The following is a 16,960-nucleotide window of genomic DNA, read 5'->3' as shown; positions in this document are numbered from 1 at the left end:
CATGCGGGCTGGCTCATGATGGGCGTACGAAAAGTTTTGCGACAACCCCTAGATGAGACCGCCAAAACCCCTGGAGACAGGGCCATTTGGGCGCCGGTGACCTTGCTTTCACCGGAGCCGTCCTAGCGTGTGCGGCCGACGACCGTCGATGTCTCGCAGGCGCAGGAGGATCCGTGTTCCCGTTGTCGTTCGCGCAGCAACGCCTGTGGTTTCTCAACCGCCTCGACACCTCGGCCTGGACCTACAACCTGCCGCTCGCGCTCCGGCTGGACGGGCTGCTCGACACCGTGGCCCTGCGCGCGGCCCTGGGCGACCTGGTCGCCCGGCACGAGAGCCTGCGCACCGTCTTCCCCGAGATCGACGGCGAGCCGCGGCAGCTCGTACGCGACACCGTGGAGGTCACCGAGTTCCTTACCGGTCTCGACGTCACGGCGGCCGAACTGCCCGCCACTCTGGATCAGTTGGCGCGGCACGCCTTCGACCTGACGGCGGACCTGCCGCTGCGGGTGTGGCTGCTGCGTACCGGCGAGGAGAGCCACACGCTGTATCTGGTGCTCCATCACATCGTCGGCGACGGCTGGTCGATGGCGGTCCTCGGCCGCGACCTGGGCCGCGCCTACGCGGCCCGCAGGGCCGGTGCCGCGCCGGACTGGGAGCCGCTGCCCGTCCAGTACGCCGACTACGCGCTGTGGCAGCGGGAACTCCTGGAGGGCCCGGACGGCGCCGACCTCCTCGCCCACTGGACCGGGCGGCTCGCCGGCCTTCCCGACGAGCTGCCGCTGCCGCTGGACCGGCCCCGGCCCGAGGTCTCCGGCGACGACGGCGGCGAGGTGCGGATCGACCTGCCCGCGGCCCTGCACGCGCGCCTGTTGCGGCTCGCGCGCGACGCCGACGCCTCCCTGTTCATGGTCGTGCACGCGGCCCTCGCCGCCCTGCTGACCCGGCTCGGAGCCGGCACCGACATCCCCCTCGGCACCATGGACGCGGGGCGTGCCGAGGAGGACCTGGAGGACCTGATCGGGTTCTTCGTCAACACGCTGGTGCTGCGGCTGGACACCGGGGGAGACCCGACCTTCCGGCACCTGCTCGCGCGGGCCCGGGAGACGGACGTCGCCGCCCTCGCCCACCCCGAACTGCCCTTCGACCGGCTCGTCGAGGCGCTCAACCCGAGCCGGGCGCTCAACCGCCACCCGCTCTTCCAGGTCGCCCTCGTCCTCCAGAACAACGCCGCCGCCCAGTACACCCTCGACGGCCTGACCGTGACGGAGCTGCGCAACCGGACCATCGCCGCCCACTTCGACCTGTCGGTCTCCTTCACCGACCGGTACGCCCCCGACGGCACGCCGCTGGAGCTGTCCGTGCAGCTCGTCCACCGCACCGAGCTCTTCGACCGGGAGACCGTCACGGCGTTCGCCCACCGCCTGGTGCGGCTGCTCGAAGCGGTGGCGGACGACCCGGACCGGGCGCTCGGCGACATCGACCTCCTGGACGCCCGCGAACGCGCCGCCGTGCTCCGCGACGGGAACGGCACGACGCGCCCGGAGCCGACCACCGGCCTCGCCGAGGCGTTCGCCCGGCAGGCCGCCCTCACCCCCGCCGCGCCCGCCGTCTCCGACCCCGACGGCTCCCTCAGCTACGCCGAACTCGACCGCCGCAGCGACCTGTTGGCCGGGCGCCTCCACCGCCTCGGCGTCACGGCCGAGACCCCCGTCGCCCTCCTCCAGCGGCGCTCCGCCGACCTGCTCGTGTCGATGCTCGCCATCCTCAAGGCCGGCGGCTGCTTCGTACCGCTGCCGCTGACCGCGCCCACCGAACGGCTCCACGACATCGTGGACGGGTCCGGGGCGGAACTCCTCCTCGTCGACGACGCGCTGCGCGACCACGAACTGACGGCCGCCACCCGGGCCCGGCTCCTGACGGTGACGGGATTCGAGGCGACCGACGCCGACCGCGCCGCCGTGCCCGTGGGCCTCGCGCACCCCGACCAGGCCGCGTACATCATGTACACCTCGGGCTCGACCGGCGCGCCCAAGGGCGTCGTCACCACCCAGCGCGGCGTGCTCGCCTTCGCCCGCGACCAATGCTGGCAGGACGAGCGCCCCCGCCGCGCGCTCCTGCACTCACCGCACGCCTTCGACGCGTCGACCTGCGAGATCTGGGTGCCGCTGCTGTCCGGCGGCGAGGTCGTCGTGGCACCGCCCGGCGACGTCGACGGCGCCGTCGTACGGGCCGCCGGCCTCACCGACGTCCTGCTCGTCTCCGGCCTCTTCCAGGTCGTCGCCGAGGAGGACCCCGACTGCTTCGCCGGACTGCGCGAGGTGATGACCGGCGGCGACGTCATCAGCCCCGCCGCCGTCCGCGCGGTCCTGCGCCGCCACCCGGGCCTGCGGATCCGCGCCACGTACGGCCCCACCGAACTGACCATGTGCTCCGTGCAGATGCCCCTGCGCGACCCGGACGCCGTGCCGGACAGCGTGCCCATGGGCCGCCCCATGGACGACACCGCCGTCTACGTGCTCGACGACCGGCTGCGGCCCGTACCCGTCGGCGTCGTCGGCGAGCTGTACGGCGCCGGGCCCGGCCTCGCGCGCGGATACGCCGGGCGCGCCGGACTGAGCGCCGAACGCTTCGTCGCCGACCCCTTCGGCCCGCCCGGCACCCGGATGTACCGCACCGGCGACCTTGCCCGCTGGCGCGCCGACGGCACCCTCGAATTCGCCGGCCGGGCCGACACCCAGGTGAAGATCCGCGGCTTCCGCGTCGAACCCGGCGAGGTCGAGAGCGCGCTGCTCCGCCACCCGGACGTCGCCCAGGCCCATGTGCACGCCCGCGAGGACCGGCCCGGCGACAAGCGCCTCGTCGGCTACCTCGTGCCCGCCGTGCCCGCCCCGGACCTCGCCGGGATCCGCGCCGCGGCCGCCGCGGTGCTGCCGCCGTACATGGTCCCCTCGGCGCTCGTCCCGCTCGCCCAGCTGCCGCTCACCCCGAACGGCAAGATCGACCGGAAACTGCTGCCGGAACCCGAGCAGGACACCGCCGACACCGCGTACGTCGCCCCCCGCGACGACCGGGAACGCGCCCTGTGCGCCCTGTTCGCCGAAGTCCTGCGGGTCCCGCGCGTCGGCGTCCACGACGGCTTCTTCGCGCTCGGCGGCCACTCGCTCCTCGCGATCCGCCTGGTCAACCGGATCCGCACCGCTTTCGACGCCGACCTCGGTGTCGCCACCCTCTTCCGCGCGCCCACCGTCGCCGAACTCGCCACCCGGCTCGGCGCACCCGACAGCGCCCGCCGCATCCCCGCCGTCCCGAGGACCGACGCGCTCCCCCTGTCGTACCAGCAAGAGGGCCTCTGGTTCCTGCACCAGCTCGACCCCACCTCACCCGTCTACAACGTGCCGCTCGCCCTGCGCCTGCGCGGCCGCCTCGACGTCGACCGGCTCTCCCACGCCCTCGGCCGGCTCGTCGCCCGCCACGAGAGCCTGCGCACCCGCTTCGTCACCGTGGACGGCACCCCCGTCCAGGTCACCGACCCCGCACCCGAGGCCCGGCCGCTCACGGTCGTCCCGACCCACCCGGACGCGGTGCCGCAGCTCCTCGCCGAGGCCGCCACCCGCCCCTTCGACCTCGCCACCGACCCGCTGCTGCGCACGGAACTCCTGCGACTCGGCCCGGCCGAGCACGTGCTGGTGCTCTGCACCCACCACATCATCGCCGACGGCTGGTCGGCGGGCGTCCTGCTCGACGAACTGTCCACCCTGTACACCGCACCGGACACCGCCCTCCCGGAACTCGCCATCCAGCCGGCCGACCACGCCGTCTGGCAGCGCGCCCGGCTCGCCGACGCCGTCCTGGACAAGCAACTGGGCTACTGGCGCGAGCAGCTCCACGCCCTGCCGCGACTGGACTTCCCGACCGACCGCCCGCGCGGCACCGGAGCCGGACACCCCGGCGCCACCGTCGACCTCCACCTGCCCGACGGCCTCGGCGCCTCCCTGCGCGCACTCGCCGACACCGAACGCGCCTCGCTGCTCTCCGTCGTGATGGCCGGATTCCTCGTGGTGCTCTCCCGGCACACCGGACAGGACGACATCGGCATAGGCTCGGTGCTCTACGGCCGCGACCGACCCGAACTCGAACCGCTCGTCGGCTACTTCGCCCACACCGTCGTGCTCCGCGCCGACCTCGCGGGCGACCCGACCTTCCGGGAGCTGGTCCGCCGCTGCGAACGCGCCGTCCGGGGCGCCACCGAACACCAGGACCTCCCCTTCAGCACCCTGGTCGAACAGCTGCGGCCGGTCCGCGAACCGGGCCGCAACCCGCTCTTCCAGATCAGCCTCACCCTGCACGCCGACGAGGTCGCGTCCGCCGGACCGGCCTTCGGCCCCGTCACCGCCGAACCCCTGCCGGTGGCAGGATCGGTCGCCCGCTTCGACCTCGCCGCCCACGCCACCGTCACCGCCGACGGCGGACTGCGCCTCCAGGCCGAGTACGCCACCGACCTGTTCGACGCCGACCGGATGAGCCGCCTGCTGGAACACCTGGGCCGCGTCCTCACCCACGCGGTCGCCGGACCCGACGCGGCCGTCCGCGACTTCGTCCTGCCCGGTCCCGACGAGGCGGCGCTGCTGCGCCGGTGGAGCGCCGCCTCCCGCGAGGTACCGGCCGACGCCTCCCTCTGGGACCTCTTCGCCGCACAGGTCCGGGCGCGCCCCGACGCGGTCGCGGTGATCGCCGGCGAGGAGCGGACCACGTACCGGCAGCTCGCCCGGCGCGCCGAACGCCTCGCCGCCCGGCTGGCCGCCCGGGGAGTCACCCGGGGAAGCCTGGTCGGCCTCTGCGTCCGCCGGGACACCGACCTCGTCGTCGGGATCCTGGGCATCCTGCGCGCCGGCGCCGCCTACGTGCCGCTCGACCCCGACCATCCGGCGCAGCGGCTCGCCTACATGGCCGCCGACGCGGGCCTGGACCTGGTGGTCACCCAGCGCGGACTGGAGGTGCCCGCGACCGCGCTGACCCTGGACTCCGACACCGACGGGGACCTGCCGGTGCCCGACGTCACCGTGACCGGCGCCGACCTGGCGTACCTCATCTACACGTCGGGCTCGACCGGGGCGCCCAAGGCGGTCACCGTCCCGCACGGACAGGTCGTCCGGCTGCTGCGCGCCACCCAGCACTGGTACCGCTTCGACGAGCGGGACGTGTGGACGCTGTTCCACTCCTTCGCCTTCGACTTCTCCGTCTGGGAACTGTGGGGCGCCCTCGCCCACGGCGGCCGGCTCGTCGTGGTGCCGTTCTGGCAGACCCGCTCGCCCGAGGAGTTCCAGCGCCTGCTGGCCCGCGAGAAGGTCACGGTGCTCAACCAGACCCCCGCCGCCTTCCGGCAGCTCGTCGCGGCCGACGAGGAGCGCCCGGAGGAACTCTCCCTCCGGTACGTGATCTTCGGCGGCGACGCGCTGGACGCCGACGCGGTACGCCGCTGGTTCGACCGGCACGGCGAGGACCACCCGCGCCTGGTCAACATGTACGGCATCACCGAGACCACCGTCCACGTCACCTACTGCCCGCTGACCCGGGAGCTCCTGCGCGACAACGCGGGACCCATCGGCGAGCCGATCCCCGACCTTTCCCTGTGGGTCGTCGACGCGGCCGGACACCCCGCCCCCATCGGCGTACCGGGCGAACTCCTCGTCGGCGGCGCCGGCCTGTCCTGGGGCTATCTGCACCGGCCCGACCTGAGCGCGCAGCGCTTCGTCGCCGACCCGTTCGGCGGCACACCCGGCGCCCGCCTCTACCGCTCCGGCGACCTCGCCCGGCGGCGCGCCGACGGCGGCCTGGAGTACCTGGGCCGCATCGACCACCAGGTCAAGATCCGCGGCTACCGCATCGAACTCGGCGAGATCGAGGCCGTGCTCGCCGAACACCCCCGCGTCTCCGGCGCGTGCGTGACCGTCCGCGACGACCGCCTCGTCGGCTACGTGGTGGCCAAGGGCGCGGACGAGCGGGGCGACCTCGGTCCCGGTGATCTCGGCCCCGGAGACCTCGGTCCCGGTGACCTCGGAGAGCTCCGCGCACACCTCGCCGCGCGCCTGCCCGACTACATGGTCCCCTCCACCCTCGTCCCCGTGGAGCGCATCGCGCTGACCGCCAACGGCAAGGTGGACCGGGCTGCCCTGCCCGCACCGGAACCGAGCCGCGCCGGCGAGTTCACCGCCCCCCGCACCGAGACCGAGCGGGCGGTCGCCCGCGTCTGGGCCGGTCTGCTCGGCACCGACCGGATCGGCGTCCACGACAGCTTCTTCGACCTGGGCGGCACCTCGCTCGACCTGACCAGGCTGCGGGCCGAGATCCGCCGCGCGTTCGGCGTCGAACTGGGCGTGCGCGACCTGTACTCGGCACCGACGGTGGAGATGACCGCGATGCTCCTCGACCCGTCCCGCCAACAGCGGCCCCAGTCCTCGCCGCTCGTGCCCATCAAGCCCACCGGCGGCCGGCCGCCGCTCTTCCTCGTCCACGCCGTCGGCGGATCCGTGGTGCCGTACCTGCCGCTGGCCCGCCTCGTCGACCCCGAACAGCCGCTCTACGGCCTGGAAGACCCGGGCCTCGACGGCGGCCCGGTCACCACCTCGCTCACCACCCTGGCGGAGCGGTACGTCGACGCGATCCGCGCCGTCCAGCCCCACGGCCCCTACCACCTCGGCGGCTGGTCCCTGGGCGGCATGGTCGCCGCGGAGATGGCCGGCCGGCTCACCGCCGCGGGCGAGGAGGTGGCACTGGTCGTCATGCTGGACACCGGCATGCCGCCGTACCTCGGCGACGAGACGCCCGACCGCGCGGTGCTCCTCGGTGGCTTCGTCCACGACCTGGCCGGCCTCTCGGGCGCCCCGGCGCCCGGGTACGACGAGACCGCGCTGCGGGGCCTGTCGCCGGACCGCCAGGACGAGGCGCTGCTCGACCTCCTGGAGCGCGCGGCCCTCGTCCCGGAGGGCATCCGCGAGGACATGCGGGACCGGATACGGGTCTTCGAGGCCAACACCCGCGCCCTGCTGCGGCACCGCCCGGGCCCGGTCGACGGCCGCCTCGTCCTGCTGTCGGCGCGGCAGCAGCCGCGCAGGCCCAAGACCCGGCCCTGGCGCCTCCTCGCCCGTGCCGGCTTCGAACTCCACACCGTCCCGGGCGACCACCACACGATGATGCAGCAGCCCCACCTGACCACCCTGGCGCAGAGCCTCCAGAGCGTCCTGGACCGGCTGAGCCGGCCGTAAGCCCCCGCCCGGCCCACGCACAGGACGGCGGGAGCGATGGATTCGCTCCCGCCGTCCTGTTGCCTGTGTCGGCTGTCGTACGGTCGTCAGGGCCGGTCCGGGGACCGCTCCCCGGACCGGGCGAGCTGCTCGGCGAAGTCCGCCAGCACGGGGTGTTCGAGCAGGACCCGGACCTTGACCGAGACGCCGAGGCGCCGGCGTACCGCGGCCACCACCTCCATGGCGGCCAGCGACTGGCCGCCCAGGGCGAAGAAGTCGTCGTCGTCCGCGACCGGCACGCCCAGAACCTCCTGCCAGATCTCGGCGATTGCGGTGGTACCCATCTCCATCAGCTCCTTGACGGGATCACGCCGGGCTGAGCCGCACCGGCAGACTGGTCAGTCCATGGATGAAGTTGCCGGTGCTCCACACCGGCGGCCCGGCCGGGGCGATCGCGCGCACGCGGCGGATCAGCGCGGTCAGCAGAGCGGTCAGTTCGAGCCGCGCCACCCGGGCCCCGACGCAGACGTGCGGGCCCCAGCCGAAGGCGAGGTGCCGGTTGGGGGCGCGGTCCGGCCGGAAGGTGTCCGGGTCGGCGAAGACCGCCGGGTCCCGGTTGGCCGAGCAGATCCAGGCGGTCACCCGCTCGCCGGGGACCAGGGCCGTACCGGCGACCGTCACCGGGCGGGTCACCGTCCGCAGCGCGTGCAGGCCGGGGCTGGTCCAGCGCAGGATCTCCTCGACGGTGGTGGGCAGCAGCTCCGGCGAGGCGCGCAGCGCCGTCCACAGCTCGGGCCGGTCGCCGAAGACCAGCAGCGCTCCGGCCGCCGCGTAGCGGACGGTCTCGCTCGCGCCGGTCAGCACGCCGCTGCAATTGACGATCAGCTCCTCGTCGGTCAGATCGCCGCCGGCCGCGAGGAGTTCGCTGATCAGGTCGTCGCCGGGGCGGGCGCGGCGCCGGTCGATGAGCTCGGCGAAGTAGCCGAAGATCTCGGCGTTGGCGTCCAGCCGGTCGATCGGGTCGGGGGAGTCCAGGCCGTCGGTGGTGAGCCGGCCGATCAGCGGCCAGTCGGCCCGGGGCAGGTCCATCATGGCGCAGATGACCTGGTTGGGGAGCCGCTGGGCGAGGTCCGTGACGGCGTCCCGGACCAGCGGCCCGGGCGCCTCGTCCGCTCCGCCGCACGGGGGCGCGCCGGTACTCGTCCCGATCATCTCGTCCACCAGGTCGGTGACGCCGTCGACGATCCGGTCGTGCCAGCGGCGCAGCGCCGCCGGGGTGAACGGCGCGCCCACCACGCGGCGGATCCGGCCGTGCCGCGGCGGGTCGCTGACCACCATCATCCGGTCGGCGACCAGCCGGGCCGCCTCGTCCGAGCCGCCGAGCCTGATGCCGGAGCGGGAGCTGAACGTGCCCGGATCGCCGAGGACCGTCAGGACGTCGTCGTACCGGGCGGCCACCCAGAACCCGGGACCGTCGGGTTCCGGATGCCAGGTCAGGCCCGGGCGGGCGCGGGCGGCCGCGAGCTGGTCCAGGTGCCGGTTCCCGGCGAAGACCTCCGCTGTGAGCAGGTCGATGTCCATCGCCGGTCAGCGCGCCTCGATCACGGAGAACGGCGACCCGGCGATGTCCGCGACCCGCTCCATCCGGTAGCCGGCGGCCTCCAGGATCCGTCCGAACCCGGCCCGGTCGCGCTCCCGGCCGCCGGTGAGGACCATCATGCCGAGGTCGCTCCAGCGGCTGAGGTGCGGGGAGCCGTCCTCCGGCACGAGCATCTCGATCACCAGCAGCCGGCCGCCGGCCGGCAGGGCGCGGCGGCTCGACCGCAGGATGTCCACGGCCTGTTCGTCGGTCCAGTCGTGCAGGACGCTGCACAGGAGGTGGGTGTCCGTGCCGGTGGGCACCGAGACGAAGAAGTCGCCGGGCACGGCGCGGCATCCGGGGACCCCGCCGCGCAGCTCGACCTCGTCGATCACCGTGGGGCGGTCGAAGAGGACGCCGCTCGCGTGCGGGGCCACCGAGAGGATCTCGCCGAGGAGGAAGCCGTCGGCGCCGCCGATGTCCAGGATGACCTCGGACCCCGACCAGTCGACGGCCTCGGCCGCCTGCCGGTAGAGGCGGCCGGTGCGTTCCCGCATCCGGCGCAGGAACGCGACGTTCTCGCCGCGTCTGGAGTTCTTGACGCCGAAGAAGTCGCCGCCGCCGTCGCCGTCGAAGGACGCCGCGCCGGTACGGAACGTGTCCGTGGCGCGCAGCCAGGCGACCTGGCTCTCGGCGTTGACCAGCGACGCGGAGAGGCTCCGCGGGTCGTCCCGGCGCAGCCGCGCGCCGAGCGCGGTCAGCCGGAAGCCGGTGGCGGCGTCCCCGGCGAAGAACCCGGCCGCGGCGAGGGCGGAGAGCAGCCGGCCCAGGGCGTCGGGGTCGGCGTCGATCAGGGCGGCCGTGGCCGCCACGGGCCGCGCCGCCGAGGGGTCCAGGACATCGGCGACGCCGAGTTCGACGGCGATGCGCAGGGCGTGCGGCAGGACCGCGACCATGCTGTCGTCGACGAGCGTGAGGTAGTCCTCCACGATCGCGGCGGTGGTCCTGGCGGAGCGGGCGTCGGCAGTGGCCGTTCCCGCGGGAGCGGCCTCCGCGGGGGTGGTCTTCGTGGTCTCGGCGAACGTGGTCATCGTCAGGCCCTTTCCGGGGGTCGGGACGCTTCCGGGGGTCGGGACGCGCAGCAGCTCCGTCACGGCTCGGTGGTCGACCTTGCCGTTGGCGTTGTGAGGGAGTGCGTCGAGGCGGCGCACCAGGTCGGGTACCAGGTGGCCGGGCAGCCGGTCGCGCAGCGCCGCGCGCACCCGGTCCGGGTCCGCGTCGCCGGTGAAGGCCAGCGCGAGGCGTTCGTACGCGCCGCTCCGGCCGGCCAGCGCCACCGCCATGCAGTCGCGCACACCGGTCTGCCCCGAGGCGTGGCTCTCGACCTCGCCCAGCTCCACCCGGTAGCCGCGGATCTTCACCTGCCGGTCGGCGCGGCCGAGGAAGTGCAGCACTCCCTCGGCGTCCCGCGTCGCGCGGTCGCCGGTGCGGTAGACCCGGGTCGGCACCCCGTCGATGTCGACGGTGACGAACCGTTCGGCGGTCCGTTCCGGGTCGCGGAGGTATCCCTGGGCCAGTCCCGCGCCGGCGACGCAGAGTTCGCCGTCGACGAGGTGGACCTCCGTGCCGGGCACGGGGCGTCCGATGGGCACGCCGTGCGGCAGGTCGCAGTCCTCGGGCCGGATGTGGTGCATCGTGGCGAAGGCGAAACTCTCCACCGGGCCGTAGCAGTTGTGGACGGTGGTGTCCGGGTGGCGCAGCAGCAGTTCCCGGACCGGCTCGGGCGCCAGCCGCTCTCCGCCGATGAACATCAGGTCGACCCCGCGGAAGCAGTCGGGGTCCAGCCGCACCAGCAGGTTCACCACGGACGCGACCAGGACGAGGGTGTTGACCCCGTGCCGTGCGATCAGGTCGCGCAGGGCGTCCGGCAGCAGGTGGTCCTCGTCCGGCAGCACCACGGTGCCGCCCCGGCACAGCGTGCCCCACAGCTCAAGGCCGCAGGCGTCCCAGCCGACGGGGGCGAGCTGCGGCAGCACCCGCCCGGGGCCGAGGGCCGCCAGGGGGCCGCCGTCGAAGAGCCGCAGCACGGCCTGGTGCGGGGTCACGACGCCCTTGGGGGCGCCGGTGCTGCCGGAGGTGAAGAAGACACAGGCCGGGTCGACCGGCCCGATGGCGTACCCGACCGGTCGTGACCCGGGGGCGGGCTCGTCCGGCGGGGTCCAGCACGGTGCGCCGGCGAGCGGGGTGTCGGTGACGAACAGCGGTGCCCGCAGCAGGCGCAGCAGTTCCCGCACCCGCTCGTCGGGCCACTTCACGTCGATGGGGCAGTAGGCCGCGCCCGTCTTGAGGACGGCCAGCAGCAGGGTCACCATCCGGGCCGAGCGGGTGATCCGTACCGGCACCAGGCAGCCCGGCCCGACCCCCGCCGCGACCAGTGCGGCGGCATAAGCGTCCGCCGCGGAAACGAGTCGGGAATAGGTGACCGGGCCCTTTTCGTCAATCAGCGCAATATCGTCGCCGTGTTGTGCCGCGCGCTCGTCGAGTGCCTGATGAATCAGCACGTACCGCTCCTTGTCCGCAGCTTCGATCGCCCGCATATTCGCCTGTCACGACGGGCCGTGCAACCCCTACGAACCCCATAGCGCCCGCCTCGACACCCGGGTGCGGACAGGGGGATTCCGTACTGTCGGGCAGCTCGGGACGGGATTTCGTTGACACGCTTCCCCCGCCGTCCATAGCGTTTTTCCGTCGCGGTACCGGGATCCGGAAATTCTCGTTCCCGAAGTCGAAACCGATTATCGAGCCTTGGGGGAATTCGTGTCGTCCGCACCCCATTCCAGAGATCAGCACCCCGTCGACGCCGGCATCGACCACATCACCCTCTCCGTCGGCGACGCCCACGCCCGCGCGGCGGAGTTCGTCGAGCGCTACGGCTTCGCGGTGATCGCCGCCGGGGAGACCCCGGAGTTCGCCGCCGTGGCGGTGCGGCAGCGGGACGTCGTCCTCGTGCTGCTGGAGGGCCGCACCGACGACCATCCGGCCACCCTGTACACCGCCCGGCACGGCGACGGCGTGAGCGACATCGCCCTCAGCGTGGACGCGCCGGACCGTACCGCGCTCGAAGCCTTCGGCGACGTGACCCACTCCTTCGTGGGCCGGCGCCCCGCCGACGCGCCCTGGTCGCTCCCCGGCATCGACCCGGTCCCCGCCGCGGAGACCACCGGGACCACGGGGACCACCGCCACTGCCAGGAGCCACCTGCTCCGCGTCGACCACGTCGCGGTCTGCCTGGAGAACGGCGAACTCGACCGGACCGTCGAGTCCTACCGGACCCTCCTGGGCTGGCGCGTGGTGTTCGAGGAGGACATCCACGTCGGCGCCCAGGCCATGCAGTCCAAGGTGGTGCAGAGCCCCGGCGGGCAGGTGACGCTGACGCTGCTCCAGCCGATGACCGGTGCCGTCCCGGGCCAGATCGACGACTTCCTGAAGAAGCACGGCGGCAGCGGTGTGCAGCACCTGGCCTTCGCGGTGCCGGACGTCGTGGACGCGGTCGCCGACCTCGGCAGCGCCGGCGTACGGTTCCTGGCCACGCCCGACACGTACTACGAGAACCTGGAGGAGCGGCTCGGGGAGTCCGGCCATCCGGTGGCGGAGCTGCGCAAGTACAGCGTCCTCGCCGACCGGGACCACGACGGCGAGCTGTTCCAGATCTTCACCCGCTCCGAGCACCCGCGCCGCACCCTCTTCATGGAGATCATCGAGCGGCGCGGCGCGACCACCTTCGGCAGCAACAACATCCGCAAGCTGTACGAGGCGGTCGAACGACAGGACCGGACATGACGGGCGGGCGGGCCGCCCTGGCGGCGGATCCGCTCACCCTCGCCGACCTTGAGGACCGGGCCCGCGCCGTCCTGGCGCCCGAGGTGTACGACTTCGTGGCCGGCGGAAGCGGCGACGAGTCGACGCTCGACGCCAACCGTGCCGCGTTCGACCGGTGCCGGCTCGTCCCCCGCGTCCTGTCCGGGGCGGCCACCGCCGACACCACCACGACCCTCCTCGGCGTACCGGCCTCGATGCCGGTCGCGGTGGCGCCGATGGCGTTCCACGCGCTGGTGCACCCGGACGGCGAACCGGCGGTGTCCCGCGCCGCCGCCACGGCCGGCATCCCCTTCACGGCGGCGACCCTGGCCGGGCACCCGCTCGACGCACTCGCCCGCACCGGCGGCGACCTCTTCTTCCAGCTGTACTGGCTCCGCGACCGGGCCCGCACCGAGTGGCTGATCGACGAGGCCGAACGACTCGGCGCCCGCGCCCTGTTCCTCACCGTGGACGTGCCGTTCATGGGCCGGAGGCTGCGCGACCTGCGCAACGGGTTCACCGTGCCGGCACACGCCGCGCCGGTGAACCTGGCCGACACCGAGCGCGGCGGCGGGCAGAGCGTCGGCGGACACGCGGCGGCGGTGATCGACCCCACCCTGTCCTGGTCCGACCTCGCCTGGCTCCGGCGGCGCACCCGCCTGCCGCTGGTGCTCAAGGGAGTCCTCGACCCGGCGGACGCGCGCCGCGCCGTGGACCTCGGCGCCGACGGCCTGGTGGTGTCCAACCACGGCGGGAGGCAGCTCGACGGCGCCGTCCCCAGCCTCCAGGCCCTGCCCGGGATCCGCGAAGCGGTCGGCGACGCCTGCGAGGTGCTCCTGGACAGCGGCGTCCGCGGCGGCACCGACGTGCTGCGCGCGCTCGCCCTCGGCGCGTCCGGGGTGCTCCTCGGCCGGCCGGTCCTGTGGGGGCTGGCCTGCGGAGGCGAGCCGGGCGTGACCGGGGCGCTGGAACTGCTGCGTACCGAAATAGAGGTGGCGATGGCCCTCGCCGGCGCGCCCGACGTGACCGCCGCCGGACGGCTGGGCGTGCGCTGGGCGCCCGGGACGCACGCACGGGAGGCGGGATGACCGAGTCGCCCCACGCCCGGACCGCACGGCCCGGGGCGGTGATGGACCTCGCCGACCTGCACGGGTCGCTGTCCGATCCGGCGCTGCTGTCGATGAACCTGCTGAACGAGGTGTCCGAGCGCTACCCGGACGCGGTGTCGTTCGCGGCCGGACGCCCGGACCCGGGCGGATTCGAGGTCGAGGACGTCCACCGGTTCCTGCGCACCTGGACCGCGCACGTCACCGACGGCGGGCCCGGGGGAGCGGAGACGGCCCGCAACCGGCTGTACCAGTACGGGCGGACGAAGGGCGTGATCCAGGACCTGGTGGCCCGCAACCTCGCCACCGACGAGGACATCCACGCCGACCCGGAGTCGATCGTGGTGACCGTCGGCTGCCAGGAGGCGATGGTCCTGGTGCTGCGCGCGCTGCGCGCCGGTGACGGCGACGTCCTGCTCGCCACCTCGCCGGCGTACGTGGGCATCACCGGCGCCGCCCGTCTGGTCGACCTGCCGGTCGTGCCGGTCGACAGCGGCGACGGCGGCATCGACCTGGACGACCTGGCGGCCAAGGTGAAGGGCGCGCGCGAGGCCGGACTGCGGCCCCGGGCCTGCTATCTGGTGCCCGACTTCGCCAACCCGACGGGGCTCAGCCTCGACGTGCCGACCCGGCGGCGGCTGCTGGACCTGGCCGCGGAGCTGGACATCCTGCTCATCGAGGACAACCCGTACGGCTTCTTCGGCGACGGCGCCGCCCCCAGGCCGACCCTCAAGTCGCTGGACGCCGGGCAGCGGGTCGTCTACCTCGGCTCGTACGCCAAGACCGCCCTGCCCGGCGCCCGCATCGGGTACGTCGTCGCGGACCAGCCCGTCGTCCGGGACGGAGCGGTCGTCGGCACCCTCGCCGACGAGCTCTCCAAGATCAAGAGCATGATCACGGTCAACACCCCGCCGATCGCCCAGGCGGTCATCGGCGGCCGGCTGCTGGAGAGCGGCTTTGCCCTGCGCGAGGCCAACCGGGACGCCACCGCGCGGTACGGACAGCGGCTGCGGCACCTGCTCGACGGGCTGGCCGCACGGTTCCCCACGACGTCGCCGGTCGCCTGGAACCGGCCGGCCGGCGGATTCTTCCTGGTCGTCACGGTGCCCTTCGTCGCCGACGACGACCTGCTCGCCTACTCGGCACAGCGGCACCAGGTCATCTGGACGCCGATGCACCACTTCTACGCGGCAGGCGGCGGTCGGCGACAGCTGCGCCTGTCCTGTAGCTCGCTCACGCCGGAGAAGATCGACCTCGGTCTGGACCGGTTCGCTTCGCTGGTGACCGATCTTCTGGAGAGGACCTGAGAACCATGAGAGCGCTGACGGTAAACGGTCGGACGATCTCCGACGAGACCGACGCCTATGTGATCGCGGAGATCGGCCACAACCACGAGGGCGATCTGGGCAAGGCGGAGGAGCTGGTGCGGCAGGCCGCCGCGGCCGGCGCCAGTGCGGTCAAGCTACAGAAGCGGGACAACCGCTCGCTGTACACCCGGGCGATGTACGACTCCCCCTACACCGGGCGCAACAGCTTCGGCCCGACGTACGGAGCGCACCGCGAGTTCCTGGAGTTCGGCGTCCACGAGTACACCCACCTCCAGCGGCTCTCGGCCGAACTGGGCGTGGACTTCATGGCGACCGCCTTCGACTTCGCCAGCGTCGACTTCCTCGCCGAACTCGGCGTACCCGCCCTCAAGATCGCGTCCGGGGACATCAGGAACACCCCCCTCCTCGCCTACGCGGCGAAGGCGGGCAAGCCGCTGATCGTGAGCACCGGCGGCGCCGACATCGAGGCCGTCCGGCGCGCCTGCGGCACCATCCTGCCGATCAACCCGGAGCTCGCGCTCCTCCAGTGCACGGCGACCTACCCCGCCGAGCCCGAGGAGCTGAACCTCGCGGTGCTGGACACCTACCGGGCCGAGTTCCCCGAGACGGTGATCGGCTTCTCCGGCCACGACCTCGGCCCCTGGGCCGCGTGGACCGCGTACGCGCTCGGCGCCCGGGTGGTGGAGAAGCACGTCACCCTCGACCGCACCGCGCCCGGCAGCGACCACACGTTCTCCCTGGAGCAGGCCGACATCGCCGAACTGGTCGACGGGCTGCGCCGGGTGCGCCGCTCGCTGGGCAGCCCGGACAAGCGGGTCCTGGCCGCCGAACGGCCCGCGATCGCCAAGATGGGCAAGAAGCTCGTCGCCCACCGGGACCTGCCCGCCGGGCACCGTCTCACCCTGGAGGACGTGGCGATCAAGTCGCCGGGCGACGGGCTGACCCCCGACCGGCTCGCCGACGTCGTGGGCCGCCCCCTCGGCCGGGCGCTGTCCGCCGACGACGACATCGTCCTGGACGACCTGGTGGACGGCGATGCCGACCGCGATTGACCTGACCGGCGAGGTCGCCGTCGTGACCGGAGTCCGGGGACGCCTCGGAGCCGTCTGGGTGGACGCCCTGCTCGGCGCGGGCGCCCATGTGGTGGGCCTGGACGTCCGGGACGACGACGGACCGGACCTGCGGGCCGTGCTCGAACGGCACGAACCGAAGCGGTTCGTGCCGCTCGTCGCCGACGTCACCGACACCGACGGGCTGCGCCGCGCGCTCGACGCCTGCCTCGACCTGGCGGGCGAGCCGACCGTCCTGATCAACAACGCCGGCGTCGACAGCCCGCCGTCGGCCCAGGGCGCCAGCTGGCGCTTCGAGGACATCCCGGACGAGGTGTCCGGCGGCGTCCTCGCCGTCAACGCCCAGGGCACGCTGCGGATGTGCCAGGTCTTCGGGTCGCGGATGGCCCGGCGGGGCGGCGGCTCGATCGTCAACATCGGATCGATGTACGGCGGCCTCGCCCCCGACCCGCGCATGTACGAGCACCTGCCGGTGGAGCCGCCGTTCCTGAAACCGCCCGCCTACGGCATGTCCAAGGCCGGTGTCGCCGCGCTCACCCGCTACCTCGCGGCGCTCTGGGGACCGGCCGGGGTGCGGGTCAACACCCTGTCGCCGGGCGGTGTGCTGGGCGCGCAGGACCCCGTGTTCCGGGAGAAGTTCGACGCCCGGGTGCCGCTGCGGCGGATGGCCCGCGCCGAGGACCTGACCGGGCCGCTGCTGTTCCTCGCGTCCGGCCTGAGCCGCTACGTCACCGGCACCGAACTCACCGTGGACGGCGGGTTCGGCTGCTGGTGACCC

Annotated in this window: 9 protein-coding genes; 6 read left to right on the top strand and 3 right to left on the bottom strand. The window is 73.7% G+C overall.

Translation table 11 applies throughout. The features are described from left to right. The first annotated feature begins 173 nt into the window (after nt 1-173). The gene (locus ACFXMG_RS12310) at nt 174-7,262 is read left to right on the top strand and encodes an amino acid adenylation domain-containing protein (protein ID WP_383816801.1); all 7,089 of its coding nucleotides are present in this window, start codon (nt 174-176) and stop codon (nt 7,260-7,262) included. 86 nt (nt 7,263-7,348) lie between these two features. Here the strand turns inward: ACFXMG_RS12310 and ACFXMG_RS12305 are convergent, their stop codons facing one another. Genes ACFXMG_RS12305 through ACFXMG_RS12295 form a run of 3 tightly spaced genes read right to left on the bottom strand, consistent with a single transcriptional unit; the run spans nt 7,349 to nt 11,381 of the window. Further along, nucleotides 7,349-7,585, bottom strand: a complete 237-nt coding sequence (locus tag ACFXMG_RS12305) for a phosphopantetheine-binding protein (RefSeq protein WP_383816798.1) — start codon at nt 7,583-7,585, stop codon at nt 7,349-7,351. Between the two features lie 22 nt (nt 7,586-7,607). After that, the gene (locus tag ACFXMG_RS12300; protein ID WP_383816795.1) at nt 7,608-8,822 is read right to left on the bottom strand and encodes a cytochrome P450; all 1,215 of its coding nucleotides are present in this window, start codon (nt 8,820-8,822) and stop codon (nt 7,608-7,610) included. A 6-nt stretch (nt 8,823-8,828) separates the two neighbouring features. After that, nucleotides 8,829-11,381: an AMP-binding protein gene (locus tag ACFXMG_RS12295; protein WP_383816793.1), complete on the bottom strand. Its 2,553-nt coding sequence runs from the start codon at nt 11,379-11,381 to the stop codon at nt 8,829-8,831. Between the two features lie 256 nt (nt 11,382-11,637). Between ACFXMG_RS12295 and ACFXMG_RS12290 the strand changes: the two genes are divergently transcribed. Genes ACFXMG_RS12290 through ACFXMG_RS12270 form a run of 5 tightly spaced genes read left to right on the top strand, consistent with a single transcriptional unit; the run spans nt 11,638 to nt 16,957 of the window. Next, the gene (locus ACFXMG_RS12290) at nt 11,638-12,660 is read left to right on the top strand and encodes a VOC family protein (RefSeq protein WP_383816790.1); all 1,023 of its coding nucleotides are present in this window, start codon (nt 11,638-11,640) and stop codon (nt 12,658-12,660) included. After that, entirely contained in the window at nt 12,657-13,766 is a 1,110-nt protein-coding gene (locus ACFXMG_RS12285; RefSeq protein ID WP_383816787.1) for an alpha-hydroxy acid oxidase, read from the top strand. The genes ACFXMG_RS12290 and ACFXMG_RS12285 overlap by 4 nt, the downstream gene beginning before the upstream one ends. After that, entirely contained in the window at nt 13,763-15,091 is a 1,329-nt protein-coding gene (locus ACFXMG_RS12280) for a PLP-dependent aminotransferase family protein (protein WP_383816784.1), read from the top strand. The genes ACFXMG_RS12285 and ACFXMG_RS12280 overlap by 4 nt, the downstream gene beginning before the upstream one ends. 5 nt (nt 15,092-15,096) lie before the next feature. Beyond that, on the top strand, nt 15,097-16,164 hold the full coding sequence (locus ACFXMG_RS12275; protein WP_383816781.1) for an N-acetylneuraminate synthase family protein: 1,068 nt from the start codon (nt 15,097-15,099) through the stop codon (nt 16,162-16,164). Further along, complete coding sequence (locus ACFXMG_RS12270; protein WP_383816778.1) at nt 16,148-16,957, top strand: SDR family oxidoreductase; 810 nt, start codon at nt 16,148-16,150, stop codon at nt 16,955-16,957. The genes ACFXMG_RS12275 and ACFXMG_RS12270 overlap by 17 nt, the downstream gene beginning before the upstream one ends. The last annotated feature ends 3 nt before the right edge of the window (nt 16,958-16,960 follow it).

Source organism: Streptomyces sp. NPDC059201 (assembly GCF_042754585.1).
In the GTDB taxonomy this organism is placed as follows: domain Bacteria; phylum Actinomycetota; class Actinomycetes; order Streptomycetales; family Streptomycetaceae; genus Streptomyces.
Note: the sequence above shows the minus strand (reverse complement) of the source record. Positions and strands in the feature narration are given on the sequence as shown.

Coding starts and splice junctions, on each gene's coding strand:
- ACFXMG_RS12275 (WP_383816781.1), top strand. CDS start 15,097: ATGAGAGCGCTGACGGTAAACGGTCGGACGATCTCCGACGAGACCGAC.
- ACFXMG_RS12300 (WP_383816795.1), bottom strand. CDS start 8,822: ATGGACATCGACCTGCTCACAGCGGAGGTCTTCGCCGGGAACCGGCAC.
- ACFXMG_RS12285 (WP_383816787.1), top strand. CDS start 12,657: ATGACGGGCGGGCGGGCCGCCCTGGCGGCGGATCCGCTCACCCTCGCC.
- ACFXMG_RS12305 (WP_383816798.1), bottom strand. CDS start 7,585: ATGGGTACCACCGCAATCGCCGAGATCTGGCAGGAGGTTCTGGGCGTG.
- ACFXMG_RS12270 (WP_383816778.1), top strand. CDS start 16,148: ATGCCGACCGCGATTGACCTGACCGGCGAGGTCGCCGTCGTGACCGGA.
- ACFXMG_RS12280 (WP_383816784.1), top strand. CDS start 13,763: ATGACCGAGTCGCCCCACGCCCGGACCGCACGGCCCGGGGCGGTGATG.